Below are 24,850 nucleotides of genomic sequence, written 5' to 3'. Positions count from 1 at the left end.
CTCCTTAGCGGGGGTCACGGGTGCGCAGCGCGCGGGTGGCGGCCAGGTCGGGCTGGCCATGGCTGTCGAGGGCGACGCCGTACTCGGCCTGGGCCGCTTCGTGAGATACCAGGCCGTTGCGCACGTCGAGGGCGACCTGCCCGGGGTCGCGGCTGCAGGGGTCGCCATAGCCGCCGCCGCCAGGATTGATGTTGCGCGCGCGCTCGCCCGGGCCCACGTTCAGGATGGTGTTCTTGCGATGTACGGTCGTGGTGCCGTCAGCGTGGTGGTGTTCCAGCCGGCCCAGCTTGCGCTCGGTGAGCACGTTGTAGGCGCCGGCGGCGCCGCCGGTGGGGATCTGCCTGCCCTCGCCGAACGCGATTACGGTCATGTCGTGGCCGATGGGCTCGACTTCCCAGACCGTGCCGCTGCCGCCGCGCTGCTGGCCGGCGCCGCCGCTGTCCTGTTGCAGGCCGTAGCGGTGGATGATGATGGGATAGGCGTGTTCGAGCAGTTCGACGTCGCCCGAGCTGAGCGCGCCGAAGCAGCACAGCGGCCCGCAGGCATGCCAGCCGTCCATCTGCCGGGTGGCCCCGGCGCCCGAGATGATGGACGCGAGCACCATCGTGACGTATTGCTCGCCGGTGCGCGGATCGACGCCGGCGATGTTCACGCCGCTGGCGTGCCCCCAGGAGGCGGTGACGCGCTCGGGAGCGGCGACCTCGAAGGCCTGGCGCACCGCATCGGTGAGCGTTTCCATCGGCGTGGTGGTGCAGTTCACGTGGGGGGCGGGCTCGCGCGCGTTGCACAGCGTGCCTTGCGGGCCGAGGTCCACCGTGATGCAGCGATACAGCCCGGCGTTGTAGGGCGGCGGCACCTGGGCGAACATCATCAGACCCAGGTAGATGCCCGACAGCGAGTTGCCTGCGTAGGAGTTGATGAAGTACGGCACCTGCGGTGGGCTGTCGATGCGGATGTGGGCGCTGTCGCCGCGGATGTCGATGGCGGCGGAAATGGTCAGGTCGCCATAGCCGTGGCCGGCGTCTTCGAGACAGGCGCGGCCGTGGTAGGTGCCGTCGGGGATCGAGGCGATCAGCGAGCGCATGTGGCGATCGGCCATGTTCTTGAGTTCGGCGATCGCGGCCTGCACGGTGGCCAGGCCGTAGCGTGCGAGCAGGCTCATCAGATGGCGCTCCCCGACCCGGCAGGCGCCGTACTGGGCGTTCAGGTCGCCTTCCTGGTCGCGCCGCGCACGCATGTTGCACAGCAGCAGGTTGATGACGTCTTCGCGCCGTTGGCCGCGGTCCCACAGTTTGACGGGCGGGATGCGCAGGCCCTCGGCGTAGAGCTCGCGCGCATCGGGGTTGTAGCCGGCCGGCACCGGCCCGCCGATGTCGGTGAGATGGCCCTTGCAGACCGTCCAGAACACCAGCTCGCCGTCATGGAACACCGGCTTGTACATGCAGCAATCCAGGATGTGGCTGCCCTGGTACACCGGGTCGTTGTGATAGATGATGTCGCCTTCGTGGATGTCGTCGCCGAAGTATTCGGCCACGGCTTTCATGGCGGGGATGAGCGACCCCAGGTGGATGGGGATGTCCTGCCCCTGCAGAATCATTTCGGGCAGGTGGTCGAACAGGGCGTTGCTGTAGTCGTGCGCGAGGTTGAAGACGCTGGAGCGGCCGGTTTTCTCCAGGGTGAGGGTCATTTCGCGCTGCGCGGTTTCGAGCGCCCCGCGAACGACGGCCAGGGTGATGGGATCTACCGTGGGAGTGGAGGCGGATGCAGACATGGTGTCCCCTTGAATCAGCGCCGTTGAAACGGTCGAGGCTGCAACGTTATCCAGGCTGGTGCGCGCTGGCTTGTACCAGCGCGCAAGAAAATTTGATCCGCAGGGCATTTCGGACCTGTCTCGCAGGCGGTCAGTTGGAGCGGCGCAGCAAACCGACAGGGTAATGATCCGAAGCCAATTGTCCGAGCAGGCGGGAATACAGCAAGGAGGCGAGCGAGGTGATCAAGGGCAGTCGGTCGACCGAACCCACCAGGAAGTAGTCCAGAATCCCGCCCGAGCGCTGGGTCGGTGAATTCTGGCTGACGATGCCCACGCGAGTGCGCAGAATTGGAATGGGGCTGATGGCCTGTTGCAGGCTATCCGGGGAGCGGTTGAAGTCCCCGCCGATCAGCCATTGGGTCGACCGTATGGGTGGCGGCTGGCTGGCGAAATAATCGAAAACGCGGCGCACGACGGCCAGAGCGTCGCTGCCGCCATTGGCCAGCGCATGCGTGGTGAAAAATGCCGCGCCGTTAAAACTCACCCCGATGATGGGACGGGAAATATAGGTCGGCGGACGCAATACGATGACGTCGTCGGCGCGGCGTTGCGTGACGATGGCGAGGTTGACGCGATTGGCACCGACGTCCACACGCGAATGGTAGATCCACAGGGGGTTGGGACGTGTGCTGGTGCCCAGATCCCATTCGTACTCGTCGATGGGAATGCCGGGGCTGTGGATGACCCGGGAGGTCATCCGGGCCGAACGCGGCGGCAGGCCAGCCTCCTGCAGCAGCAGCACGCCGATCCGACCGGTGCCGGAAATCAAGGTACGCACGTGGGTATCCCACTTCAATTCGGATGAGGCCGAGGACCCTTGCATATTCCAGGTGGCGACGGTGAAGTCGTCCAGCGTGTCCGCCCGCAGCGGAGATAAGCAAAGCGAGCTAAGAATCAACAGCCCGACAAGGCGGGCGTACAGGAAAATTCTCATAAGGCGGTTCCTACGGCGGAAAGGGGCTTTCAAGACGGGCGGGGAGGTTTCAGCGCGGGGGCGGCGACACGCGTGCTTTGGCTTGTGTGGTCAGCATGGGAATGGCGGTCCAGAGCAGGGTGATTTCGGGACGCAGACTGCAGATTTTGGGCGTGACCTTCGGCGCATCGGAATACAGGCATTCGCCGGTGCTGCGGGCCCGTATCTTGAATTGCGTCGTTCCGCTGCCAGCGACGAGTTCGAACTGTTGGTTGGTCTGCTGCGCATTGCAGTTGTTGACGGTCAGTGTTCCGCGTCGTTCGACGGCCAGGCATTGCCCGGTGGCGCTGTTTACAAACTGCCAGACGTTGTTCGCAATGTTGTTCAGCGACCAGTTGGCGGTCTGCATGGCGCTCTCGGTGGTGAGCGAGGGGATGAGCTTCATCAGCGGCTGTTCGCCCTCCACGGCCAAGGCGTAATCAAATTCGTAGCTGATGAAGGCTTGGGGGCCGCTGCCATAGAGCGCGTTTTGTGCGGCGGCGATGTGCCATACGGATAGCAGCAGAGCAGCGCAGAAATAGCGGTTGCCCGCGTCGCGTCGTGGCCGGTGGGCGGCATGGGTCAATGGCATGGCGGTTCTCCTGGGGATGGCGCATGATTCGGGGGCCAGCGGCAGTTGGCCGCTGGCCAACCATTACTGATTCATGATGCGCGCGTCGGCGCTTGCTTCGGCAGGGCCGGTGGCGCGTGGCATGCGAACGGTGTCGCCGGTGACGATGGGTGGAAAGGTGGCGGTGAGCAGGGCCCAGAGCGCTTGCGGCCGGATGATCTGACCGTCCTGGTTGGCGCATTGACCCATGATGTACAGCGCGCCGCCCGCCATGGCGCACAGCCCGGTGCTGGCATTGCGCAATTGCACTGCGCCATTGCTGGCGGGGATCAAGGTAAAGAGGGCGCGCGGATTGTCGTCGCAGCTTGCCAGCACGGGGGTCGCAGGCGTCTGGGTTGACGCTACCAGGCATTGCTGGCTGGCGAGATAGCGCAGCTTGATCATCGAATCGGGCTGGTACTCAATCACAAATTGCCCCGTGTCCTGCGGCACGCGTTCACTTTTGATCAGCCGCTTGCCCAGGAACATGTTGTAGAGCGAAACCGGTGGGTCGGCCGAATCGAAAGCCGGCTGGCGCGGGTCAGGGAAATGCGGTGGCAACAAGGCCCATTGCATGCTGCGCGGCACCGTCACCATGCCGGTGCAATCGGCCCCTACCTGCGCACGGCCGTCTTGCACTTCCAGGCATCCGCTGAATGCGTTGGTGGACTTGATGGCGAATGCGCCATTGTCGAGCGCGATGAGCCGCAGCGTGGGCTCGGCAAAGGCTGCGGTGCAAGAGGCGAAAGAGACCGCTGCTTCGGCGGTTCTGCGGTCGTACAGCGACAGGCAGGTGTTGGTGCGATCGATGTCTTGCAACCCCACCCAATCGAGCAAGGATTTGGAGGATGTCAGATAAAGCGTTGCCAGCGAGCCGGGAGGCAGCGCCGGATCTTGCAGGATGTAGCCCGTCTGCATGTTGAACAGCATGAGAGGCGGGAAAGGGGGCAGAGGCGTTGCATGACCGGCCGCGCTCAGGCCAAGCGCCAGCGCCACGCCCATTTGCACAACATAAGCGGAAGTCGTCTTCTTCATGGTGCTTCTCCAAGGGGGCGAGGGGCGAAACTACTGGCGCAGCAAGCCCACGGGCATGTGGTTGGAGCCCTGCTGACCGCGCATCCGGTTGACCAGTACCGAGGGAACCGAGGTGACTTCCGGCGGGATGCTGCGGGCGTTGCCCACAATGAGGTAATCCGACTCCCGGTCGGAGAGCGTGGTGGAGTTATCGGGGTGAACGATTTTGACGAGCGAGCGCAGCGTGGGGTCCAGGTCGAGCTGGCGTGAGAGTTCGGCCGGGGCCAGGTCGAAGGTGCCGCCTATCCACCAGTCCGCGCGTTGCTGCCAGACGGGGGCTTCATGCAAGAAGTAGGAGTAGATGCGGTTGACGATGGAGGCCGCATCCTTGCCGTCGCGCCTGGCCAGTACGTTGAAAAAAGCGGTGTTCTCCAGAAGGATGCCAAAGATGGGGCTGGATTCCGGGGTGACCCCTGGCAAGGTGATCACTGTATCGGCACGTTTCAGGCTCACGATGCTCAGGTTGCCTTGCAGGTTGGCCGCGTTCACGTCGGCCTTGTATAGCCACAGCGGGTTTTTTGAAACGGCCGGAATATTCCAGCGCGATTCCGTGAAGCTGGTTTTGCCCAGTTTGGGGATCAGTCGCCTGGTCGGTGTGGTGTTGCGCAGCAGGTCGCCTGCGTTTTGGACCAGCAGTATGTCGGCCCCGCCGGGGGGAAGCATCAGGTAGGTGCCGTAAAACGGCCATTTCACACCGGTGTTTTGATCATCGGCCTGCATATTCCAGGTCGTGACGGTGTATGCGTTGATGTCGGCGTGGGCCGGGGCGCCGAGCCATGCGGCGCAGAACAGGCCGAGCGCGTAGACGTGACGGTTCATCGTGAGACTCCGAAGGCGGGACGATTGACGAGCGGGTCATTCAACAGGGTCGATCAGGAGGGGTTTGGCGTTGTTGTTCAACACCGGCGCCACGACCCAAAGCGACGTGGGTCGCGGCGAGGCTTCGCCAGCGGGGATGCAGTATTCCCAATCGACCTGGTATTGGGTTGCCCCGGGTGCAAGCGGGGTGTCGGGTGCCAGGCAGAGGTCGGGGTTGTCGGCCGGCGAGATCGTCACGGTGGAGCCGTCGTAATAAGGCTTGACGTGCATGTAGTTGCCGGGATCGCCCGGGTTGCACGGAAAGTGCGCGAGCGGCACGACGTCCTTGATATGTGACAGGCAAGCAGCCTGTGATGGCGAGCTGGCGATCAGCGATGTGTTGGGGGCGCTGGCATTGGCAAACTCCCAGGTGAACGTCGGGCTGTCCTCCTGTGTGATGTTGCTCAGCGGCATGGCCCGTAGCGCGTGGTACGCCGGCAGATATTTCAGCGGCTTGTCATAGCCGAGCGCGGCCCGGGTGGCGACATTGATGAAAGACAGTGGCAGGCTGACGGGATGGATGCCTGTTGAGGGTGTGTTCTGGGCGAAAGCCTGGCCCCAGATGGGACCACCCAGCGCCAGGCCGATGCCTATCCATGAGAGACGCCGCGATCGGGCCGATCGAGGGGCGGGTGTGCGGGGCGCGGGGTTGGATCGGCGCATGAAATTTCCTCTGTGGACAACGCCTTGGACAGCGCGTGAGCGACATATCTAACTGATATGTCGCGTTACGGTGCCGCAGCACGGAAATTCAGACCCAATAAAACCGGCGAGAGAGCCGCAAAAAAAAAGCCCGGCGCGTTGCACGCCGGGCGGTCTTGAACGGTGAGTGGCAGGTATCAGTTGCGCGGCAAGTCTGAGCTTCCCATCAGAAAAGCGTCGACCGATTGCGCGCATTGACGACCTTCGCGAATGGCCCAGACCACCAGCGATTGGCCGCGCCGCATGTCGCCGGCGGCAAACACCTTGGCGACGCTGGTACGGTAGTCCTCGGTGTTGGCGCGCGCGTTGCCGCGGGCGTCGAGGTCCACGCCGAAGGCTTCCAGCACGTTCTGGGCCGGCGAGGTGAATCCCATCGCCAGCAGCACCAGGTCGGCCTGGATCTCGAATTCCGAGCCTTCGATTTCGCGCATCTTCGGCTGTCCGGTGGCCGGATCCTTGGCCCACTCGACGCGCACGCCGATGAGCTTGCGCACCTGGCCGTCCTCGCCGGCAAAGGCCTTGGTGGCCACCGACCATTCGCGTTGGCAGCCTTCTTCGTGCGAAGACGAAGTACGCAGGCGCAACGGCCAGTACGGCCACACCATGGGCTTGTCTTCTTCCTCGGGCGGGCGTGGCATGACCTCGAACTGTGTGACCGACAGCGCCCCGTGGCGGTTGCTGGTGCCCACGCAATCCGAGCCGGTGTCGCCGCCGCCGATGACCACCACATGCTTGCCCTTGGCGAGCGTCTGGCCGGCCAGGCGGTCGCCGGCCACGGCCTTGTTCTGCTGACGCAGGAAGTCCATGGCGAAGTGCACGCCCTGCAGCTCGCGCCCGGGGACCGGCAGGTCACGCGGTGTCTCCGCGCCGCCGGCCATGACCACGGCATCGAACTCCTCGATGAGCGAAGCCGGGCTGCGTACGCTCAGGCCGTCGGCGGCCGGGTCGCCGGCGTTGCCCACGAAGGTCGAGGGCGCGAACTCCACGCCTTCGGCTTCCATCTGCACGATGCGTCGGTCGATCTGGGCCTTCTCCAGTTTGAAGTCGGGAATGCCGTAGCGCAGCAGCCCGCCGATGCGGTCGCTTTTCTCGAACACGGTCACGGCGTGGCCGGCGCGCGCCAGTTGCTGGGCGCAGGCCAGCCCGGCCGGCCCGGAGCCGACCACGGCGACCCGCTTGCCGGTCTTGCGCAACGCCAGCCTGGGCGTGACCCAGCCTTCTTCCCAGCCCTTGTCGATGATGGCGTGCTCGATCGACTTGATGCCGACCGCATCGCTGTTGATGTTCAGCGTACAGGCAGCCTCGCACGGCGCCGGGCAGATGCGGCCGGTGAACTCGGGGAAATTGTTGGTCGAGTGCAGCACGTCCAGCGCCGCGCGCCATTGCTGGCGATAGACCAGGTCATTCCAGTCGGGGATGATGTTGTTGACCGGGCAGCCGCTGCTGCAGAACGGGATGCCGCAGTCCATGCAGCGCGCGGCCTGTTGCCTGGCCTGGTCGTCGTCCAGGTGCAGCACGAACTCGCGCCAGGTCTTCAGGCGCTTCTGGGGAGCTTCGCACGCCTCTTGCAGGCGTTGGTACTCCATGAAACCGGTGATCTTTCCCATGTCAGTCCTCAGGCGGCCAGTTGTTGCGGGTTGGCGGCGCGCCACAATTCACCCAGAGCCCGGCGGTATTCCGTCGGCATGACTTTGACGAACTTGCCGCGCGCGTTGTCCCAGTCGCCCAGGATTTCCCGCGCGCGGAAGCTGCCGGTATAACGGAAGTGTTCTTCCACCAGACGTCGCAGAATGGTTTCGTCGGTTTCGCGCGGGCCGCCGCGCTGAGCGCTGTGCCAGGCCTGGATGTCGCCGGCTTCGTGCTGCTCGGCATGCGGCAGCACCGGTTCGAATTCCACCATGGCGGTGTTGCAGCGCTGCGCCAGGGTCTGCTCGGGATCCCAGACGTAGGCCACGCCGCCGGACATGCCGGCCGCGAAATTGCGGCCGGTCGACCCCAGCACCACCACGGTGCCGCCTGTCATGTATTCGCACCCGTGGTCGCCGGTGCCTTCGACCACGGTTGCCGCGCCCGAGTTGCGCACCGCGAAACGTTCGCCGGCCACGCCGTTGAAGAAGGCCTCGCCCGCCAGCGCACCGTAAAGCACCGTGTTGCCGGCGATGATGTGATCCGGACCGAAGCCACGGAAGTCGTTCGGCGAGCGCACGATGATGCGTCCGCCGGACAGGCCCTTGCCGACGTAGTCATTGGCCTCGCCCACCAGATCCATGGTGATGCCATGCGCCAGGAAGGCGGCAAAGCTCTGGCCGGCCGTGCCGTTGCACTGGATGTGGATGGTGTCGTCCGGCAAGCCTTCATGGCCATAGCGCTGCGCCACCGCGCCCGAGAGCATGGCGCCGATGGTGCGGTTGCGGTTGCGCACCGGCACGATGAAGGACACCTTCTCGCCGCGCTCTATGGCCGGCCGGGCGCGTTCGATCAATTGATGGTCGAGTGCGCCCGACAGGCCGTGATCCTGGGTTTCGGTGTGGCGCAGCAGATGATCGCCGGGAATGCGGTGGAACACGCGCTGGAAGTCCAGGCCGTGGGCCTTCCAGTGGTCGATGCCGGCACGCATGTCCAGCAGGTCGGTGCGCCCGATCAGTTCGTCGAAGCGGCGGATGCCCAGTTGCGCCATGATCTCGCGCACTTCCTCGGCTACGAAGAAGAAGTAGTTCACCACGTGTTCGGGCTTGCCCTGGAATTTCTTGCGTAGCTCGGGATCCTGCGTGGCCACGCCTACCGGGCAGGTGTTCAGGTGGCACTTTCGCATCATGATGCAGCCTTCGACCACCAGCGGCGCGGTGGCGAAACCGAACTCATCGGCGCCGAGCAGCGCACCGATGATCACGTCGCGACCGGTCTTCATCTGGCCGTCGGCCTGCACGCGGATGCGGCTGCGCAGCTGGTTGAGCACCAGGGTCTGCTGGGTTTCGGCCAGGCCCAGTTCCCAGGGGGTGCCGGCATGCTTGATGGAGGACACCGGCGAGGCGCCGGTGCCGCCGTCATGGCCGGCCACCACCACATGGTCGGCCTTGGCCTTGGCCACGCCGGTGGCCACCGTGCCGATGCCGACTTCCGAGACCAGCTTGACCGAGATGGAGGCGCGCGCGTTGACGTTCTTCAGGTCGTGGATGAGCTGGGCCAGATCTTCGATCGAATAGATGTCATGGTGCGGGGGCGGAGAAATCAGGCCCACCCCCGGCACCGAGTAACGCAGCTTGGCGATGTACTCGGAGACCTTGTGGCCCGGCAACTGCCCTCCCTCGCCTGGCTTGGCGCCCTGCGCCATCTTGATCTGGATCTGGTCGGCGCTGGACAGGTATTCGGCCGATACGCCAAAGCGTCCCGAAGCCACTTGTTTGATGCGCGAGCGCAGCGAGTCGCCCTTTTGCAGTTGCACGTCGGCTTCGATACGCTCGGCGCCCAGCACCGAGGCCAGCGTGTCGCCTTCCTTGATGCCGCTCTTGCCTTTGCGCATTTCGGCGCGGTAGCGCAGTTCGTCTTCGCCGCCTTCGCCGGTGTTGGACTTGCCGCCGATACGGTTCATGGCCACGGCCAGCACCGAGTGGGCCTCGGTGGAGATCGAACCCAGCGACATGGCGCCGGTGGCGAAACGGCGCACGATATCCTTGGCCGGTTCGACCTCTTCGAGGGCGATGGCGCGGCCCGGGTCGACGCGGAACTCGAACAGGCCGCGCAACGTCATGTGGCGCCGGCTCTGGTCATTGATGATCTGCGCGTATTCCTTGTAGGTGCGGTAGTTGTTGGCGCGGGTCGCATGCTGCAGCTTGGCGATGGAGTCGGGCGTCCACATGTGCTCTTCGCCGCGGATACGGAAGGCGTATTCGCCGCCCGCATCCAGCGCGTTCTCGAGCACCGGGTCGGCGCCGAAGGCCGCGCGGTGCATGCGCAGCGCTTCCTCGGCGACCTGGAAGATGCCGATGCCTTCGATGTTGGAGGCCGTGCCGGTGAAGTACTTGTCCACCAGCTCGCGCTGCAGGCCCACGGCTTCGAAGATCTGCGCCCCGCAGTAGGACATGAAAGTGGAGATGCCCATCTTGGACATGACCTTGTTCAAGCCCTTGTCGATTGCCTTGATGTAGTTCTTGACGGCCTTCTCGGGGTCGCGCATGCGGCCCAGCGACTCCAGCGCCAGATAAGGGTGGATGGCTTCGGCGCCGTAGCCGCCCAGCAGCGCGAAATGGTGCACTTCGCGCGCCGAACCGGTTTCGACCACCAGGCCGGTGTTGGTGCGCAACCCGGCGCGGATCAGGTGCTGGTGCACCGCCGAGGTTGCCAGCAGGGCCGGGATGGCCACGCGTTCGGCGTCGACCAGCCGGTCCGAGACGATCAGGATGTTGTAGCCGCTTTGCACCGCATCCACGGCGCGCGCGCACAGCGCCGCCACCCGGGCTTCGATGCCTTCCGGGCCCCAGGCGGCCGGATAGGTGATGTCCAGTTCATAGCTGCGGAATTTCTTGCTGGTGACCTGGTCGATGTCGCGGATCTGTGCCATGGCGGCGAAATCCAGCACCGGCTGGGAGACCTCCAGGCGCAGCGGCGGGTTGACGTTGTTGATGTCCAGCAGGTTGGGTTTGGGCCCGATGAAGGACACCAGTGACATGACCATCTGTTCGCGGATCGGATCGATCGGCGGGTTGGTCACCTGTGCAAACAGCTGGCGGAAGTAGTTGAAGAAGGGCTTGGCGCGGCTGGACAGGACGGCCAGCGGGGCGTCATTGCCCATCGAGCCGATGACTTCCTCGCCAGTCGCAGCCATGGGTTCGAGGATGAACTTGAAGTCTTCCTGGGTCCAGCCGAAGGCCTGCTGGCGGTCCAGCAGCGGCACGGAGGTCTGCACGGCCGGCGAGGTCGAGCGCGGCGCGGGCAGCGACTCCAGCTTGATCTGCAGGCGTTCGATCCATTGCCGGTAGGGCCGGTGGTTGGCCAGCTGCGACTTGATTTCGCTGTCGTCGATGATGCGGCCCTGCTCCAGGTCGATCAGGAACATCTTGCCCGGCTGCAGGCGCCACTTCTTGACGATGCGGCTCTCCGGGATGGCCAAGGTGCCGGCCTCGGAGGCCAGCAGCACCATATCGTCGTCGGTGATGAGATAGCGCGCCGGACGCAGGCCGTTGCGGTCCAGGGTGGCGCCGATCTGGCGTCCATCGGTGAACGCCACTGCCGCCGGCCCATCCCAGGGCTCCATCATGGCGGCGTGGTACTCGTAGAAGGCGCGCCGGCTCTGATCCATCTGGGAATGCTGTTCCCAGGCTTCGGGGATCATCATCATCATGGCGTGAGCCAGGGAATAGCCGGAATTGACCAGGAGTTCGAGGCAGTTGTCGAAAGTTGCCGTGTCCGACTGGCCTTCATAGACGATCGGATAGAGCTTCTTCAGGTCCTCGCCCAGCACGGCCGACTGCATCATGCCTTCGCGCGCGCGCAGCCAGTTGAAGTTGCCCTTGACGGTGTTGATCTCGCCGTTGTGCGCGATCATGCGATAGGGGTGGGCCAGCGGCCAGGCCGGGAAGGTGTTGGTCGAGAAACGCTGGTGCACCAGCGCGAGCGCCGAGACCGTGCGCGGGTCGGCCAGATCGCGGTAGTAGCGGCCGACCTGATCGGCCAGCAGCAGCCCTTTGTAGACCACGGTGCGCACCGAGGCCGAGGGGACGAAATACTCCTTGCCATGTGCCAGGCGCATGTTCTGGATGGCATGGCTGGCGGTCTTGCGGATGACGTAGAGCTTGCGTTCCAGGGCGTCGGGCACCATCACGTCGGGTCCGCGTCCGATGAAGAGCTGGCGGATGACCGGCTCGCAATCCTGCACGGCGGGCGACATCGGGATGTCGCGGTCGACCGGCACGTCGCGCCAGCCCAGCACGATCTGGCCTTCGGCGCGTACCGAACGCTCCAGCTCCTGTTCACAGGCCAGGCGCGAGGCGGTTTCCTTGGGCAGGAACACCATGGCCACGCCGTACTCGCCCGGCGCGGGCAGGGTCACCCCTTGCTGGGCCATTTCGTCGCGGTACAGCGCATCCGGGATCTGGATCAGGATGCCGGCCCCGTCGCCCATGAGTTTGTCAGCCCCTACGGCACCCCGGTGATCCAGGTTTTCGAGGATCTTCAAACCCTGCAGGATGATGGCGTGGCTTTTGCGGCCCTTGATGTGGGCCACGAAGCCCACGCCACAGGCGTCATGTTCGTTCTGCGGGGTGTACAGGCCCTGTGCGGCAGGCAGGCCGATGCGCCGGGCATCGATGGCCACCGCGGGGGGACAGGGGGCTTTGGGGGGGGTGTGGGACATAACTCGCTCCGGCCTGCGTCCAGAATGTTGCAGTGCAAATAGACATTACTGCTCAGACCGAGTGCGTGCAACAAAAATGTTTCTATATGTCCCTATATATATGTTGAGTGATTCTCTTGGATAAAAAATAGTGACACTGAAAAAATCCAGGAAAATCAGTGTTTTGAAATCGCGCGGTTTTTCATGCTTCCGTGGAGCCGGTCTGGAGGCGGGAAAAATGCCATGATGTGTCACCATTAAAATGTGGTGCATCTGTGCGAAATTTCCGGTGTCCGGGCAAACAAAAGGCCCGGCGAAGACCGGGCCCGGGATGGCAGGAGAGGCTCAGAAGCCGCTGGATGGCGTCGCAGGCGGCGTGCCGCCGTCGGCGGGCGGCAGGGGTTTTTTACGCGGCCGTCCGCGTTGGCCGGGGGCGACACGACGGCTGGCGGTATGGGCCAGGCTGGCGATGAATTCCGCGCTGCCCAGGGCCCACTGGCCCGAGACGGCCTGTTCGATGCGCTGGGTCTGGTCGCGCGAGAGCCCTTCCAGCAGCTTGCGGCGGTAGTTGGCCTGCCGGTCGAAAGGGGTGTTGCCGCAAGCCCAGTAGTCGGCGTGATCGGACTGCCACTGGGCGGCCGGGAGCTGGGTGTTGCCGGTGTGGCTGGCGGCGGATGACCACGGCCAGGTGTCGGCATCCAGGGAGGCGCCGTTGCGCACGGGGTGGGTTTCCAGCCAGATCAGCGAGGGCAGCACCCAGGCGCCGGGCTCCAGCAGCGCCGAGCGGTAGCGCCCGGCGAAGACGCGCCCGCCACGCAGCCTGGCGGCCAGGTTGCGGCCCAGGGTCTGCATCAGCCGGGGCAGGCCTTCTTCGTCGGCGGGGGTGGCCAGCAGCAGGATGCGATCGTTGGCCAGCATCCAGCCGTGGATGGATACTTTGTGGCGTTGCGCGGATTCACCCAGCCAGGTGGCCAGCTGATTGAGGATGTCCGAGGGGGCCGGCTGTGATGGCGATGCCAGCGTCTGGACAAAATTGGCCTGCACCAATTGGGGCAGCCCTGGGGCATACAGGCGGGGCAGACGGGCCATAGTGTCAAGTCTCGCGGTGGCGCTGGCACGGGTTGGGAGTCACATGCCATATAAATAGTGCCACCGTCGCCTGCGGTCAAGCCCGCGATTTCACCCCGGCGGACACTTCTGATAGGGCAGGTTAACATCAGCGACTGTTTTCCTGTAGCAGCAGATTTCCCTAGGAGCCCGAGAGATGAAGACCAAAGCCGCTATCGCCTGGAAGGCCGGCGCCCCGCTGACGATCGAAGACGTTGACCTGGAAGGCCCGCGCGCCGGCGAAGTGTTGATCGAGGTCAAGGCTACCGGGATCTGCCATACGGATTACTACACGTTGTCGGGCGCCGATCCCGAAGGGATCTTCCCGGCCATCCTGGGCCACGAGGGCGCGGGTGTGGTGGTCGATGTCGGCCCGGGCGTGACGTCGCTGCGCAAGGGCGACCACGTCATTCCGCTCTATACGCCCGAGTGCCGCCAGTGCAAGTTCTGCCTGTCGCGCAAAACCAACCTGTGCCAGGCGATCCGCAGCACCCAGGGCAAGGGCCTGATGCCCGATGGCAGCTCGCGTTTCTCGATCGATGGCAAGCCCATTTTCCACTACATGGGGACCTCGACCTTCGCCAATCACATCGTGGTGCCGGAGATCGCCGTGGCGAAGGTGCGCGAGGACGCGCCCTTTGACAAGATCTGCTACATCGGCTGCGGCGTGACCACTGGCATCGGCGCGGTGGTCTATACCGCCAAGGTCGAGGCCGGGGCCAACGTGGTGGTGTTCGGCCTGGGCGGCATTGGCCTGAACGTGATCCAGGGCGCACGCATGGTGGGCGCCGACAAGATCATCGGCGTTGACCTGAACCCGGAACGCGAGGCGATGGCGCGCAAGTTCGGCATGACGCATTTCGTCAATCCGAATGAGGTCGAGGATGTGGTCGACCACATCATCCAGCTGACCGACGGCGGCGCCGACTATTCGTTCGAGTGCATCGGCAACACCAAGGTGATGCGCCAGGCGCTGGAGTGCTGCCACAAGGGCTGGGGCCAGTCGATCATCATTGGCGTAGCCGAGGCCGGCGCCGAGATCAGCACCCGCCCGTTCCAGCTGGTGACCGGGCGCGAATGGAAGGGCTCGGCCTTCGGCGGCGCGCGCGGGCGCACCGACGTGCCCAAGATCGTTGACTGGTACATGGAGGGCAAGATCAACATCGATGACCTGATCACCCACACGCTGCCGCTGGAACGCATCAACGAAGGCTTTGACCTGATGAAGCGGGGCGAGTCGATCCGTTCGGTGGTGCTGTACTGATGGAACTCCTGTCCCAACATCGCGCTTTCGGCGGGTCGCAGCGGTTCTACCGCCATGACTCGCGCGAGATCGGCCTGCCGATGCGGTTTTCTGTTTTCTTGCCCGAGCAGGCCGGGCGGGAACGGGTGCCGGTGCTGTTCTACCTGGCCGGCCTGACCTGCACCGAGGAAACCTTCATGATCAAGGCCGGCGCCCAGCGCCTGGCCGCCGAGCATGGGCTGATGCTGGTGAGCTGCGACACCAGCCCGCGCGGCGCCGGTGCGCCGGGCGAAAGCGAACATTGGGATTTCGGCGTGGGGGCGGGTTTCTACCTGGACGCGCAGACCGAAGGCTTTCGCCAGCATTACCGCATGGAAAGTTACGTGGCCCGCGAACTGTTCGAACTGGCGACCACGGCGCTGCCGGGCGATGCCCGGCGTGCGGGCATTTTCGGGCACTCGATGGGCGGGCATGGCGCGCTGACCCTGGCATTGCGCCACCCGGGCCGCTGGGCCAGCGTCTCGGCCTTTGCGCCGATTGCCGCGCCGCTGCGCTGCCCCTGGGGCGAGAAAGCCTTCACGGGCTATCTGGGCCAGGATCGCAGCGCCTGGGCCGCCCATGACGCCAGCGAACTGATGCGCCAGGCGAAGCAGCCGTATCCGGCGGGCATCCTGATCGACCAGGGATTGTCAGACCAATTCCTGGCCGAGCAACTGCACCCGGAAGCCTTCGAGCAGGCCTGCGGCGAAGCCGGTCAGCCCCTGACCCTGCGGCGTCACGAAGGTTACGACCACGGCTATTACTTCATCTCCACCTTCATGGCGGATCACATCCGGTTTCACGCCGAGCGTTTACGTTAAGGCAGACGGGCAAGGCGGCCCTATACTGGGCGCAGCCTTGCCCCCTGACCCGACGGAGCCCGCGCCTTGACCGACTTGCTGACGCCTTTTGTGTGGATCGCCCTGGCGGCCCTGGTGGCCCTGCTGCTTGGGCTGGCCATGTTGCTGGGACGCGGCGGGCCGCGCAATGAAGCCGGGCGCAAGACCTTCCGCCTGCGTCCGTTGCGCCGCCTCTGTGGCCTGCTGCTGGCGGCGCTGGCCTGCGTCAGCGGACTGCTGACGCTGTCGCTGGTGCAGTTCCACCGGCTGACCAGCGATCTTCCCGTGGCCACCGTGCAGGTGCGTCAGCAAGGCCCGGACCAATTCGTGCTGACGGCCGACAGCGAGGGGCAGCCGGAACGCACCTATACCCTGTACGGGGACCAGTGGCAGATCGATGCCAAGGTGGTGCGCTGGCGACTGCCGGCCCTGGCTGCCGGCGCGCCGCCGCTCTACCGCCTGGAGCGCTTGTCCGGCCGCTATCAGGATGTCCAGCGTGAACAGCGCGATCTGCGCTCCGTGCACGCCATGGACGACTGGCCGGCGCCGGATATCGGCGCGGTCAAGCGCTGGTTTCCCGATTGGCTGCCCTTCGTGGATGTCACTTTCGGCAGCGCCGCCTACATGCCCTTGATTGACGGCGCCCGCTACGAAGTGATGTTCGATCCGCGTGGCGCGCTTTTCATCCGCCCTGCCGATCCGGCCACGACCCAGGCGTTGAGACGGCTGGGCTGGTAGCCGGCGGGATTGGTCTACTTTGGCGACCCGCAGCGAGGCAGGACGCGGCTGTTTTCCTACCCTCTGGGTTCGCATCCCTTTCCCGTGGTTTGCTTCTACCGGAGTTGTTCCATGCCTGTCTCGACCCCCTCCCTGCCTGTTCGTAAAACCGTGACCCGCCTGGGCCTGGCCGCGGCCGCCCTCACTCTGGCCCTGGGTGCCGGGCTGGCCCAGGCCCACGAGGCCCTGGTCAAGTTCAACAGCGCCCGCAATTTCGACGATACCGTGGCCTCGCTGCGCCAGGGCCTGACGGCGCAGGGCATGACGATCTTCGGCGAGGTCGATCACGCGGCTGCGGCCGCCCAGGTCGGCCTGAAGATGCCGCCCACCACGGTGCTGATCTTCGGCAACCCCAAGGTCGGCACGCCCCTGATGCTGGCGGCTCCCGATGTGGCGCTGGACCTGCCCCTGCGCGCCCTGGTGCGCGAGCGCGACGGGCGGGTGGAGGTGCTGATGCACCCGGTCGGCAACCTGGCGCTGCCGCATGACCTGAGCAACCGTCTGGCCCCGGCCATCGAGCTGGTGGGCAAGCGGGTGGCGCAGCCCTGAAATAATTGGGGACAAATTAGTTGCGGTCGCCCGGGATTCCGGGGAACTCTGCTGCAAGGCAAGAGTCGAATTAGCACTCAACCAACCGGAGTGCTAACATCAACCTGATACCTGTTTCCCCTCGTCCCATGGAGGCCGCAACTATGAATCCTGCCAGCTCTTCGTTGATCCCTTCGGGCAACACCCTGGCCCTGGCGGTTGCCAATCCGGGTGCGCTGGGCACGATCGACGCCTACATCTCGACGGTCAACCGCCTGCCGATGCTGTCGCCCGAGCAGGAATCCACGTTGGCGCGCCGTTTGCGCGATGAAGGCGATCTGGAAGCCGCTCGCGAAATGGTGCTGTCGCACCTGCGGCTGGTGGTTTCCGTGGCGCGCCAGTACCTGGGCTATGGCCTGCCGCATGCCGACCTGATCCAGGAAGGCAACGTCGGTCTCATGAAAGCCGTCAAGCGATTTGACCCGGAGCGTGGTGTGCGCCTGGTGTCGTTCGCCGTGCATTGGATCAAGGCCGAGATCCACGAGTACATCATCCGCAACTGGCGTCTGGTCAAGGTGGCGACCACCAAGGCCCAGCGCAAGCTGTTTTTCAATCTGCGCAGCATGCGTCCGGACGGGCAGACCCTGGACACCGAACAGGTGGACCACATCGCCCGCGAACTCAATGTGCGCACCGAAGACGTCAGCGAAATGGAAGTCCGGATGTCCGGACGCGACCTGTCGCTGGAGAACCAGGACGATGACGATGACGGCTATGCGCCGATCGCCTATCTGTCCGACGAGTGCCGGGAAGAACCCACCCGTGTGCTTGAACGCAAAGCACGTGAAACCCTGCAAAGCGAGGGCCTGACCGATGCCATCCAGGGCCTCGATCCCCGTTCGCGCCGCATCGTCGAAGCCCGTTGGCTGCAAGACGACGGCGGCAGCACCCTGCATGAACTGGCCGCCGAGTTCGGCGTGTCGGCCGAGCGCATCCGCCAGATCGAGGCGGCGGCGCTGAAAAAGATGCGCAGCGCCCTGTCGGCCTGACGCGAGCCCGGGACGCAGGCGCCCTGCCCGGTGAGCAGGCGCCCGCCCAGGCCAGAGATTCAAATAGATACAAACTAATTGCGCTGAAAGTGGGATATCCCGAAACTTCTGCGCGCCGGCACTGACTAACTTACATAGACCGCAGCGTTTGGCTTCCCGAGCCTGCAGTCTTGACGTCCGTTCCGGCTTCTCCTCTTTCCCCTCCCCTATGGGACGGACGCTTCAAAGGGCCCCCACGCATATGGGTGCCCTTTTTTTTTGCCTGCGTGCCGGCCGGCCTGGCCGTTACGCGACGTCCAGCGCCGGCACGGCGCCGGGTTGCAGGCGGGCCCAGTCGGCCAGGCGACGCACGCCGGTGGCGATCGAGCCATCCGCATAGAGCTTGATCCAGCGATAGCCGGGGGTGGCCGGATCGATCGCGTGGCGGCCGTTTTCCAGCCGGAATTGAAAGCAGGTCGAAGGCGTGCCAAGCAGCCGCAGATGGTAGTGCCGGCAATCGAATTCCTGGTGAATGTGGCCCCACAGCGCCACGCGGGCGAGCGGGTGCGCGCGCAGGCGGGCAAAGACCTCGGCGGCGTTGGTCACCATCATCGGGTCATGCCAGTTGCCATCGACCCGCGCCAGATTGTGGTGCAGCGCCACCAGCACGTGGCGCGATCCGGCGCCGCGCAAGGCTTCGTCCAGCATGTCGAGCTGCCCGGCGCTGACGTGGCCGAGGTCTTCGCCGGCCACGGTGGAGTCCAGCATCACGACCCGCCAGCCGGGCAGGTCGAATACCGGGCTGACCCAGCCGGCCAGTGTCTGGCGCAGCACAGCCGCATCGTCATGGTTGCCGGGCAGGCAGCGCACCGGGTAGTCCGCCTCGCCCAGCAGGGCGCGCAGCCGCTGATAGGACGCCACGCTGCCATCCTGCGAGAGGTCGCCGGTCAGCAGCATCAGGTCGGGCCGGGCTTCCTGCTGGCGGATGAGCGCGAGCACGGCCTGCAGGCTGGCGTCGGTGCAGACGTCGCGCAACCGGGCCTGTGGGTCGGCCATGAGATGCGGGTCGGTCAGCTGAAGCAGCAGGGCAGGCTGATCACGTCGGGCCATGTGGGAAGCGGTCGGGAACAAAGGCGGCTCCACGGGGGATGGAAAGATCACACCATAGCCAATATCGGTCTTGATATCGAAGGAGATTGCAGACACAGGCGTAACTAACTGTGGGAAACATAGAAGTAAATCAGAGAAAAAACGCTATTCTTTGTGCTTCTCTTCCTGCGCTGGCGCGCTTTCGCATGGATATCGGATTCATTGTTTTCGGCCTGGCCGGGCTTCTGACCCTGGTCTGTTTCATGCCGCCCCTGGCTGGCCGCCTGGGCCTGCCTTATTCCGTGCTGCTGGCCATTGTCGGTTGTTTGCTGGGTATTGGCTTCCACTTGCATGGCTGGGCGCCGCCGGTGTTGGGAGATCTGCTGGATACCATCGAGCGTTTCGAGATTTCTTCTGAGACCTTTCTGATGGTGTTTTTACCGGTGCTCTTGTTCGAGACCGCGCTGTCGATGAATGTGCGACGCCTGATGAACGACATCGGCCCCATCCTGATGATGGCCATCGTGGCCGTCGTCGTGTGCACCCTGGTGGTGGGGGTGGCCGTGAGTGCGGTGTCGTCATACAGCCTGCTGGTGTGCTTGCTGCTGGGCGCGATCGTGGCGACCACTGACCCGGCCGCCGTGGTCGGCATTTTCCGCGAGGTCGGCGCACCCAAGCGCCTGACCACGCTGGTCGAAGGCGAAAGCCTGTTCAATGACGCCGCTTCGATCGCGCTGTACTCGGTGCTGCTGGCCGCTCTGGGCGGCTCGGGCGAAATCTCGACGCTGGCGGTCTTCAATGATTTCATCTTCCACTTCCTGGGCGGCGGGCTCGCGGGGTGGCTGATGGGGCGCGCGGCCTGCGCGTTGTTTGCCTGGCTGCGGGGGTTTCCGGCGGCCGAGATCACCCTGACGTTGACGCTGGCCTATCTGTCTTTCTTCATTTCCGAGCACTATCTGGGGGTCTCGGGCGTGGTGGCCACCGTGGTGGCCGGGCTGGTGGTGGGATCCGCCGGGCGTACCCGGATGTCGCCGACCACCTTTGAGTACCTGTCCAATTTCTGGGGGCAGTTCGGGTTCTGGGCCAATTCGCTCATCTTCCTGTTCGCCGCCATGCTGATCCCCAAACTCATGGCGCAGGCCGATTGGGTCGAGCTGCTGCTGGTGGGTGTGGTATTCGTGGCCACGCTGGTGGCGCGTGCCATCGTGGTTTTCGGGCTGTTGCCCTTGCTGCGGGTTTTCAAGATCGGCGCCGAGGTCAGCAACCCCTACAAGACGGTGATGCTCTGGGGCGGACTGCGCGGCGCGGTGTCGCTGGCCCTGGCGCTGGCCGTGACCGAGCAGACCTCGGTGCCGGCCGAGGCGCGCCAGTTCGTGGCGGTGGCCACCACCGGTTTCGTGCTGGCCACCTTGTTCATCAATGGCATCAGCCTGCGGCCGCTCATCCGCATGCTGGGCCTGAATCAGCTTTCGCCGGTCGAACGCACCATCCGCAATCAGGCCTTGTCGGTGGTGCTGGAAGATCTGCAGGGCAAGACCGATGAAATCGCCAGCGAGGATCACATCGCGCCCGAGGCGCGCGCCCACATCCGGGCGGTGTTCGATGCCAGCATGACCGCGGTGCACGACAGCCAGGTCTCGCGCATGAGCCTGGAGCAGCGCACGGCCGTGGGGCTGGCCATCGTGGCGCGGCGCGAAGAGGAAATGTTCTTCGATATCCTCAAGGCCCAGATCGTCGACTGGCGCATGGCCGAAGGCCTGCTGGCGCGCGCCGAGCGCCTGGGTGACGCGGTGCGTACCGGTGGCGAGCAGGGATTCGAGGCCGCCATCGTGAGCGACGTGCGTTATTCGCAGGCCTTCCGGCTGGCGTTGCGCATGCATTATGTGTTCGGCTTTCAGGGCTGGCTGGGGCGCGAACTGGGCCAGCGTTTCGCCAATCTGCAATCCAAGCGCTCGGTAGCGCAGCGGCTCATCCAGTTCGCCCGCGAGCAGATCACGCCGTTGCTGGGCGAGGATGCGGCCTTGCGCATCGTGGCCGCCCATCAGCGCCGCCTGGACCTGATCGACAACGCTTTGCAGGCGCTGAATCTGCAGTATCCCAGCTACGCTCTGTGGCTGCAGGAAAACTATCTGGGCCGGGTGGCGCGCGAGCTGGAGCGTATCCGTTACCACACCATGCTGGAGCAGTCGCTCATCAGCGGCGAGGTGTATGCCGACCTCATGGGCCAGTTGCAGACACGCTGGGAACACATCGATCAGCGCCCGCCGCTGGACATCGAACTGAGCGCGGCCGAACTGATCAAGCGGGTGCCGATCTTCGAGGGCCTGAGCGCAGACTCGCTGCGCGCCATCTGCAAGCTGCTGCGCCCCAGGCTGGCGCTGCCCAAGCAACGCATCCTGGCGCACGGCCGGCATGGCCAGGAAATGTGCTTCGTGGCATCGGGGGCGGTGGAGGTCCACTTGCCCGATGGCACCATGGCCGAACTGGGCAGCGGCGAATTCTTCGGCGAACTGGCGTTGCTGGGCGATGAGCACATCAACGCCGATGTGCGTTCGCTGGGCTACAGCAAGCTCCTGATGCTGTCGGCGCGGGACCTGCGTGCGCTGCTGGCGCGCGATCCGGATCTGCGCGAGCGGCTGGACAAGGTGGTCAAGCAACGTCTGCGGGCCATCGAGGTGTGGCGGCAGTTCTCGACGACCGGCCAGGTACATCCGCCCGGGGGGCCGGCGCCCGTGCCCGCCACGCCGCCGCCGGTCGCGCCGCAGCCCGAGGCCTGAGCGCGCCTGTTCGTCAGAGGTGGTGCTGGCGGATGTCTTCCAGGATGACCAGCGCGGCTTCGAGCGTGAATTCGCCGGCCTCGATGCGCGCGATGACCTCGGCCACGCTCAGGGTGGCGATTTCCATGACTTCGCCATCCCGGTTGGCCGGCTGCACGCCGGGCGCCAGTACGCAGCGGCTGGTCAGCAGGTCTTCGACCTGATAGCCCTCGGGCAGGCGGCGCTGCATGCGCAGCACCGTGCGCAGCGGCCCGCGCGCGGCGATCTGGTGGGGATCCAGGCCGGCCTCTTCGTCACACTCGCGCACCAGCGCCCGGTCCAGGGCTTCGCCGCTGCCGACCAGGCCGCCGACCAGGGTGTCCCACATCCCGGGGTCGGTGGATTTGGACAGGGAACGGCGCGCCACCCAGAGCCGGCCGTCCGGTGTCCAGGCGTTCAGGTGCACGGCAAAGGTCAGCAGGCCCAGCGGCCGCATGGCGGCACGCTCGATGGCGCCCAGGCAGGCCCCGGGAACGGTGATGTCCAGCAGTTCGTCGCGCCAGCCGCGCAGGCAGCGCGCCTGGCGCAGGGTGTCGGCGATGCGCGCCAGGCCCGCATCGAGCGCCGGGCCCGGCATCAGGCCGGGCAGCAATTGCAGGGCCTGGTCTTCGAGGCGTACCAGGCCGGTGTCGCGCAGGGCGTCGCAGGCGGCCAGAGTGGCCCAGCCGCAGCGCTGGCCGGCCAGGTGCACGGGACGGGCGTGATCAGGGGGCGCTTGCACCGCCTGGGCGCGCAGGTCTGCTTCCAGAAGGGACAGGCGCGCGGCGAGGGAATCGGAGGGCATCGAGGACATGGCGCGGATTTTAGTGCAGGCGCCCGGGTCGCGCCCAGCCGCCACGGCGAAGGGTTGGGCCCTGTCGCTATAATTTCCCTGTTTCCCGGCGCGCGGCCGCGCCTGGCGTCACCGTGACGCCGGCATGGCGCTTTGGGCCGGCATGGCGCGATCCGCGCCCTGTTTCGAGGTCAGCATGAAAATCTGGAAGGGTTTGCCGGGGATCGGCGTCATGGCGCTGGGCACCGGCAATCTTGCGCTTGCCCAGGAAAGGGATGAGCCTGTGTCGCGCGCCTTGCAGGCGCTGACGCTGCATGACGACAGCGGGCTGGGCTGGCATGAGGCCGTGCTGGCTGTCGGCGCCGTCATGTTCCTGGCGGTTTTCGCCATCATGTTCTATTCGGTGTTGTCGCATCGTCGTTCGGGCGAGCGCGGCGAGGTGCCGTTTCGCCAGTCGCTGGGCGTGGAGTTCATCTGGTGCCTGCTGCCCTTCGTGATCGCGGTGGCGATGGCCTGGCCGGCGGCCAGCGCAGCGCTGGCCATGGCGGGGGCCGGCGGGCCGGCGCTTCACCTGGAGGTTCAGAGCGAGGCGGGCCAGTGGCGTTATCGCTACGACGATGGCGTGGCCGCGGGCCTGCCGACGGCCGCGGCCCGCCCGGGGCCGTTGACGGCGCCGGCCGACACCGTGCTGCGCCTGAGCTGGCGTACGGCGCCGGCCTGTCAGCGCCAGGTCTGGTTCCGCGCCGAGGCGCCGGGCCGTTATCGCATCCCGAGCGGCGATCTGTGTCCGGGCGCGCCTGCCTGGGTCGAGGTGCACGCCTTGTCCGAAGAGGCTTTTTCCGCCTGGGCGGCCAGCCAGCGGCGGACCCCGCCCTAGGAGCACGCCAGGGGGCAGGCAGCGCCCCCTGCGTCTATTGGTCGCATTGGGCGGCCTGACGGCTGCGCTTACACTAGCCGCTGCGCGCCATGCATACGCCGATCAGGGCCAGAGCGTCTCTCGCCGCTCGCGTAAGGCACCTTTGCCGACCTCTGCCCGGTACTCCCCAAGAGCAAGAAGCCTCCCGGGCGGGCTCGTGCCGCGCGCGCCGACCCATGGATCCGTTTGCCTGCGCCATCGTGGCGCGGGACGGCAGTCTGCGCCGATCCATCCGGTTCCTGGCCTGATGCCACCGTCTCCCTGCCGGCCCTGCCGGTCCGGTGGCGGGCAGGCCGTTGTGCAACCCGCGTATTGGCTGAGTCCATGGACCGCATCATTGAGCGTTATCGCAAGCTGGTTTTCTTCACCTGGTTTCTCACCCTGGACCTGATCATGTTCGGCGCCTTCGTGCGCCTGACCGACTCGGGTCTGGGTTGCCCGGACTGGCCCGGCTGCTACGGCAAGGCTTCGCCGCTGGGCGCGCTGGCCGATATCCACCAGGCCGCCACCGACATGCCGTTCGGCCCGGTGACCCTGTCCAAGGCCTGGATCGAAATGATCCACCGCTATGTGGGCGCCCTGCTGGGCTTGCTGATCATCGCCATCACCTACATGGCCTGGCGCTATCGCCGTCAACTGGGCCGCTCGCCGGTTCTGGCCACCGTGGCCCTGGTGGCCGTCTGTGTGCAGGGGGCGTTCGGCGCCTGGACCGTAACGCACCGGCTGATGCCGGTGGTGGTGACCGCGCATCTGGTGCTGGGCCTGTCGCTGCTGGCCCTGATGACCTGGCTGGCCGCGCGCGAGCGTCCCCATCTGGCCGTGCCGGCCTACGCCGCCCGGCTCTTGCCCTGGCTGGCCGGCGGCCTGGGCCTGCTGGCCGCGCAGGTGACCCTTGGGGGCTGGGTCAGCACCAACTACGCGGCGCTCGCCTGCATGGATTTCCCCACCTGTCACGGGGAGTGGGTGCCGGAAATGGATTTCCACGGTGGTTTCTCGCTCATTCGTGCGCTGGGCGAGCTGCCGTCAGGGGAAATGATCTCGCAGAGCGCGCTGACGGCGATCCACTGGCTGCACCGCAATTTTGCCTTCGTCGTCTTTCTCTACCTGGGCGTGCTGGCCTGGCGAATGCGCCGGGTGCCGGGGGTGAGCGGTCCGGCCTGGCTGATGCTGGCCTTGTTGCTGGCGCAATTGCTGACCGGCCTGACCACTATCTTTTTCCAGTGGCCGCTGCTGATCGCGGTGCTGCATAACGGGGGCGCTGCCGGCCTGGTGCTGGCCTGCGTGGTGGCCCTGGTGCGGCTGTCGACGGCGGGCGGCCCGCCCTTGCGCAAATTGTGAGCGACAGGAGCGCTAAAATGGCCA

At 65.6% G+C, this 24,850-nt stretch carries 19 protein-coding genes; 8 read left to right on the top strand and 11 right to left on the bottom strand.

Going from position 1 to position 24,850, the window contains the following annotated elements:
* Window positions 1–4 precede the first annotated feature (4 nt).
* From capB to A7V84_RS05160, 9 genes are all read right to left on the bottom strand, one after another.
* The gene (gene capB, locus A7V84_RS05200; protein WP_063491662.1) at window positions 5–1,771 is read right to left on the bottom strand and encodes a caprolactamase subunit beta; all 1,767 of its coding nucleotides are present in this window, start codon (window positions 1,769–1,771) and stop codon (window positions 5–7) included.
* 130 nt (window positions 1,772–1,901) lie between these two features.
* Window positions 1,902–2,744: a cytolethal distending toxin subunit B family protein gene (locus A7V84_RS05195; protein ID WP_063491661.1), complete on the bottom strand. Its 843-nt coding sequence runs from the start codon at window positions 2,742–2,744 to the stop codon at window positions 1,902–1,904.
* Between the two features lie 49 nt (window positions 2,745–2,793).
* On the bottom strand, window positions 2,794–3,348 hold the full coding sequence (locus tag A7V84_RS05190; protein WP_157988195.1) for an RICIN domain-containing protein: 555 nt from the start codon (window positions 3,346–3,348) through the stop codon (window positions 2,794–2,796).
* Window positions 3,349–3,417: 69 nt separating this feature from the next.
* Window positions 3,418–4,407, bottom strand: a complete 990-nt coding sequence (locus A7V84_RS05185) for an RICIN domain-containing protein (RefSeq protein ID WP_063939974.1) — start codon at window positions 4,405–4,407, stop codon at window positions 3,418–3,420.
* Between the two features lie 30 nt (window positions 4,408–4,437).
* Window positions 4,438–5,265: an exonuclease/endonuclease/phosphatase family protein gene (locus A7V84_RS05180; protein WP_063491658.1), complete on the bottom strand. Its 828-nt coding sequence runs from the start codon at window positions 5,263–5,265 to the stop codon at window positions 4,438–4,440.
* Window positions 5,266–5,301: 36 nt separating this feature from the next.
* Window positions 5,302–5,967 carry a hypothetical protein gene (locus tag A7V84_RS05175; RefSeq protein WP_063491657.1) on the bottom strand — a complete coding sequence of 222 codons (666 nt, stop codon included), beginning with the start codon at window positions 5,965–5,967 and terminating at the stop codon, window positions 5,302–5,304.
* A 176-nt stretch (window positions 5,968–6,143) separates the two neighbouring features.
* On the bottom strand, window positions 6,144–7,613 hold the full coding sequence (locus A7V84_RS05170; RefSeq protein ID WP_063491656.1) for a glutamate synthase subunit beta: 1,470 nt from the start codon (window positions 7,611–7,613) through the stop codon (window positions 6,144–6,146).
* Between the two features lie 8 nt (window positions 7,614–7,621).
* Complete coding sequence (locus A7V84_RS05165) at window positions 7,622–12,355, bottom strand: glutamate synthase-related protein (RefSeq protein WP_063491655.1); 4,734 nt, start codon at window positions 12,353–12,355, stop codon at window positions 7,622–7,624.
* 324 nt (window positions 12,356–12,679) lie between these two features.
* Complete coding sequence (locus tag A7V84_RS05160) at window positions 12,680–13,423, bottom strand: hypothetical protein (protein WP_025515047.1); 744 nt, start codon at window positions 13,421–13,423, stop codon at window positions 12,680–12,682.
* A gap of 175 nt (window positions 13,424–13,598) precedes the next feature.
* Between A7V84_RS05160 and A7V84_RS05155 the strand changes: the two genes are divergently transcribed.
* From A7V84_RS05155 to rpoH, 5 genes are all read left to right on the top strand, one after another.
* Window positions 13,599–14,705: an S-(hydroxymethyl)glutathione dehydrogenase/class III alcohol dehydrogenase gene (locus tag A7V84_RS05155; protein ID WP_025515048.1), complete on the top strand. Its 1,107-nt coding sequence runs from the start codon at window positions 13,599–13,601 to the stop codon at window positions 14,703–14,705.
* On the top strand, window positions 14,705–15,544 hold the full coding sequence (gene fghA / locus A7V84_RS05150) for an S-formylglutathione hydrolase (RefSeq protein ID WP_025515049.1): 840 nt from the start codon (window positions 14,705–14,707) through the stop codon (window positions 15,542–15,544). Before A7V84_RS05155 ends, fghA begins: the two co-directional genes overlap by 1 nt.
* 66 nt (window positions 15,545–15,610) lie before the next feature.
* Complete coding sequence (locus A7V84_RS05145; RefSeq protein WP_033534350.1) at window positions 15,611–16,300, top strand: hypothetical protein; 690 nt, start codon at window positions 15,611–15,613, stop codon at window positions 16,298–16,300.
* 111 nt (window positions 16,301–16,411) lie between these two features.
* A complete protein-coding gene (locus A7V84_RS05140; RefSeq protein ID WP_051348236.1) occupies window positions 16,412–16,888 on the top strand; it encodes a DUF302 domain-containing protein in 477 nt (158 codons plus the stop codon).
* A 143-nt stretch (window positions 16,889–17,031) separates the two neighbouring features.
* Complete coding sequence (gene rpoH, locus A7V84_RS05135; protein ID WP_063491654.1) at window positions 17,032–17,916, top strand: RNA polymerase sigma factor RpoH; 885 nt, start codon at window positions 17,032–17,034, stop codon at window positions 17,914–17,916.
* A 285-nt stretch (window positions 17,917–18,201) separates the two neighbouring features.
* Here the strand turns inward: rpoH and A7V84_RS05130 are convergent, their stop codons facing one another.
* Window positions 18,202–19,005, bottom strand: a complete 804-nt coding sequence (locus A7V84_RS05130) for a metallophosphoesterase (RefSeq protein WP_115638836.1) — start codon at window positions 19,003–19,005, stop codon at window positions 18,202–18,204.
* A gap of 185 nt (window positions 19,006–19,190) precedes the next feature.
* Between A7V84_RS05130 and A7V84_RS05125 the strand changes: the two genes are divergently transcribed.
* On the top strand, window positions 19,191–21,761 hold the full coding sequence (locus tag A7V84_RS05125; RefSeq protein WP_025515054.1) for a cation:proton antiporter: 2,571 nt from the start codon (window positions 19,191–19,193) through the stop codon (window positions 21,759–21,761).
* A gap of 13 nt (window positions 21,762–21,774) precedes the next feature.
* Here A7V84_RS05125 and A7V84_RS05120 read toward each other — a convergent pair whose 3' ends face one another.
* Window positions 21,775–22,584, bottom strand: coding sequence for an NUDIX hydrolase (locus A7V84_RS05120; RefSeq protein ID WP_025515055.1), 810 nt, complete (start codon window positions 22,582–22,584; stop codon window positions 21,775–21,777).
* A 184-nt stretch (window positions 22,585–22,768) separates the two neighbouring features.
* Between A7V84_RS05120 and A7V84_RS05115 the strand changes: the two genes are divergently transcribed.
* Both A7V84_RS05115 and A7V84_RS05110 read left to right on the top strand, forming a co-directional pair.
* On the top strand, window positions 22,769–23,449 hold the full coding sequence (locus A7V84_RS05115; protein WP_157935696.1) for a cytochrome c oxidase subunit II transmembrane domain-containing protein: 681 nt from the start codon (window positions 22,769–22,771) through the stop codon (window positions 23,447–23,449).
* Between the two features lie 363 nt (window positions 23,450–23,812).
* Window positions 23,813–24,826 (top strand): COX15/CtaA family protein, encoded by a 1,014-nt coding sequence (locus A7V84_RS05110; protein WP_025515057.1) that lies wholly within the window; start codon window positions 23,813–23,815, stop codon window positions 24,824–24,826.
* Window positions 24,827–24,850: the final 24 nt, after the last annotated feature.

Source organism: Bordetella trematum, from assembly GCF_900078335.1.
GTDB lineage: Bacteria > Pseudomonadota > Gammaproteobacteria > Burkholderiales > Burkholderiaceae_B > Bordetella > Bordetella trematum.
Note: the sequence above shows the minus strand (reverse complement) of the source record. Positions and strands in the feature narration are given on the sequence as shown.

Coding starts and splice junctions, on each gene's coding strand:
- A7V84_RS05120 (WP_025515055.1), bottom strand. CDS start 22,584: ATGCCCTCCGATTCCCTCGCCGCGCGCCTGTCCCTTCTGGAAGCAGAC.
- A7V84_RS05180 (WP_063491658.1), bottom strand. CDS start 5,265: ATGAACCGTCACGTCTACGCGCTCGGCCTGTTCTGCGCCGCATGGCTC.
- A7V84_RS05160 (WP_025515047.1), bottom strand. CDS start 13,423: ATGGCCCGTCTGCCCCGCCTGTATGCCCCAGGGCTGCCCCAATTGGTG.
- A7V84_RS05185 (WP_063939974.1), bottom strand. CDS start 4,407: ATGAAGAAGACGACTTCCGCTTATGTTGTGCAAATGGGCGTGGCGCTG.
- A7V84_RS05175 (WP_063491657.1), bottom strand. CDS start 5,967: ATGCGCCGATCCAACCCCGCGCCCCGCACACCCGCCCCTCGATCGGCC.
- capB (WP_063491662.1), bottom strand. CDS start 1,771: ATGTCTGCATCCGCCTCCACTCCCACGGTAGATCCCATCACCCTGGCC.
- A7V84_RS05140 (WP_051348236.1), top strand. CDS start 16,412: ATGCCTGTCTCGACCCCCTCCCTGCCTGTTCGTAAAACCGTGACCCGC.
- A7V84_RS05130 (WP_115638836.1), bottom strand. CDS start 19,005: ATGGCCCGACGTGATCAGCCTGCCCTGCTGCTTCAGCTGACCGACCCG.
- A7V84_RS05170 (WP_063491656.1), bottom strand. CDS start 7,613: ATGGGAAAGATCACCGGTTTCATGGAGTACCAACGCCTGCAAGAGGCG.
- A7V84_RS05115 (WP_157935696.1), top strand. CDS start 22,769: ATGAAAATCTGGAAGGGTTTGCCGGGGATCGGCGTCATGGCGCTGGGC.
- fghA (WP_025515049.1), top strand. CDS start 14,705: ATGGAACTCCTGTCCCAACATCGCGCTTTCGGCGGGTCGCAGCGGTTC.
- A7V84_RS05195 (WP_063491661.1), bottom strand. CDS start 2,744: ATGAGAATTTTCCTGTACGCCCGCCTTGTCGGGCTGTTGATTCTTAGC.
- A7V84_RS05165 (WP_063491655.1), bottom strand. CDS start 12,355: ATGTCCCACACCCCCCCCAAAGCCCCCTGTCCCCCCGCGGTGGCCATC.
- A7V84_RS05110 (WP_025515057.1), top strand. CDS start 23,813: ATGGACCGCATCATTGAGCGTTATCGCAAGCTGGTTTTCTTCACCTGG.
- A7V84_RS05125 (WP_025515054.1), top strand. CDS start 19,191: ATGGATATCGGATTCATTGTTTTCGGCCTGGCCGGGCTTCTGACCCTG.
- A7V84_RS05155 (WP_025515048.1), top strand. CDS start 13,599: ATGAAGACCAAAGCCGCTATCGCCTGGAAGGCCGGCGCCCCGCTGACG.
- rpoH (WP_063491654.1), top strand. CDS start 17,032: ATGAATCCTGCCAGCTCTTCGTTGATCCCTTCGGGCAACACCCTGGCC.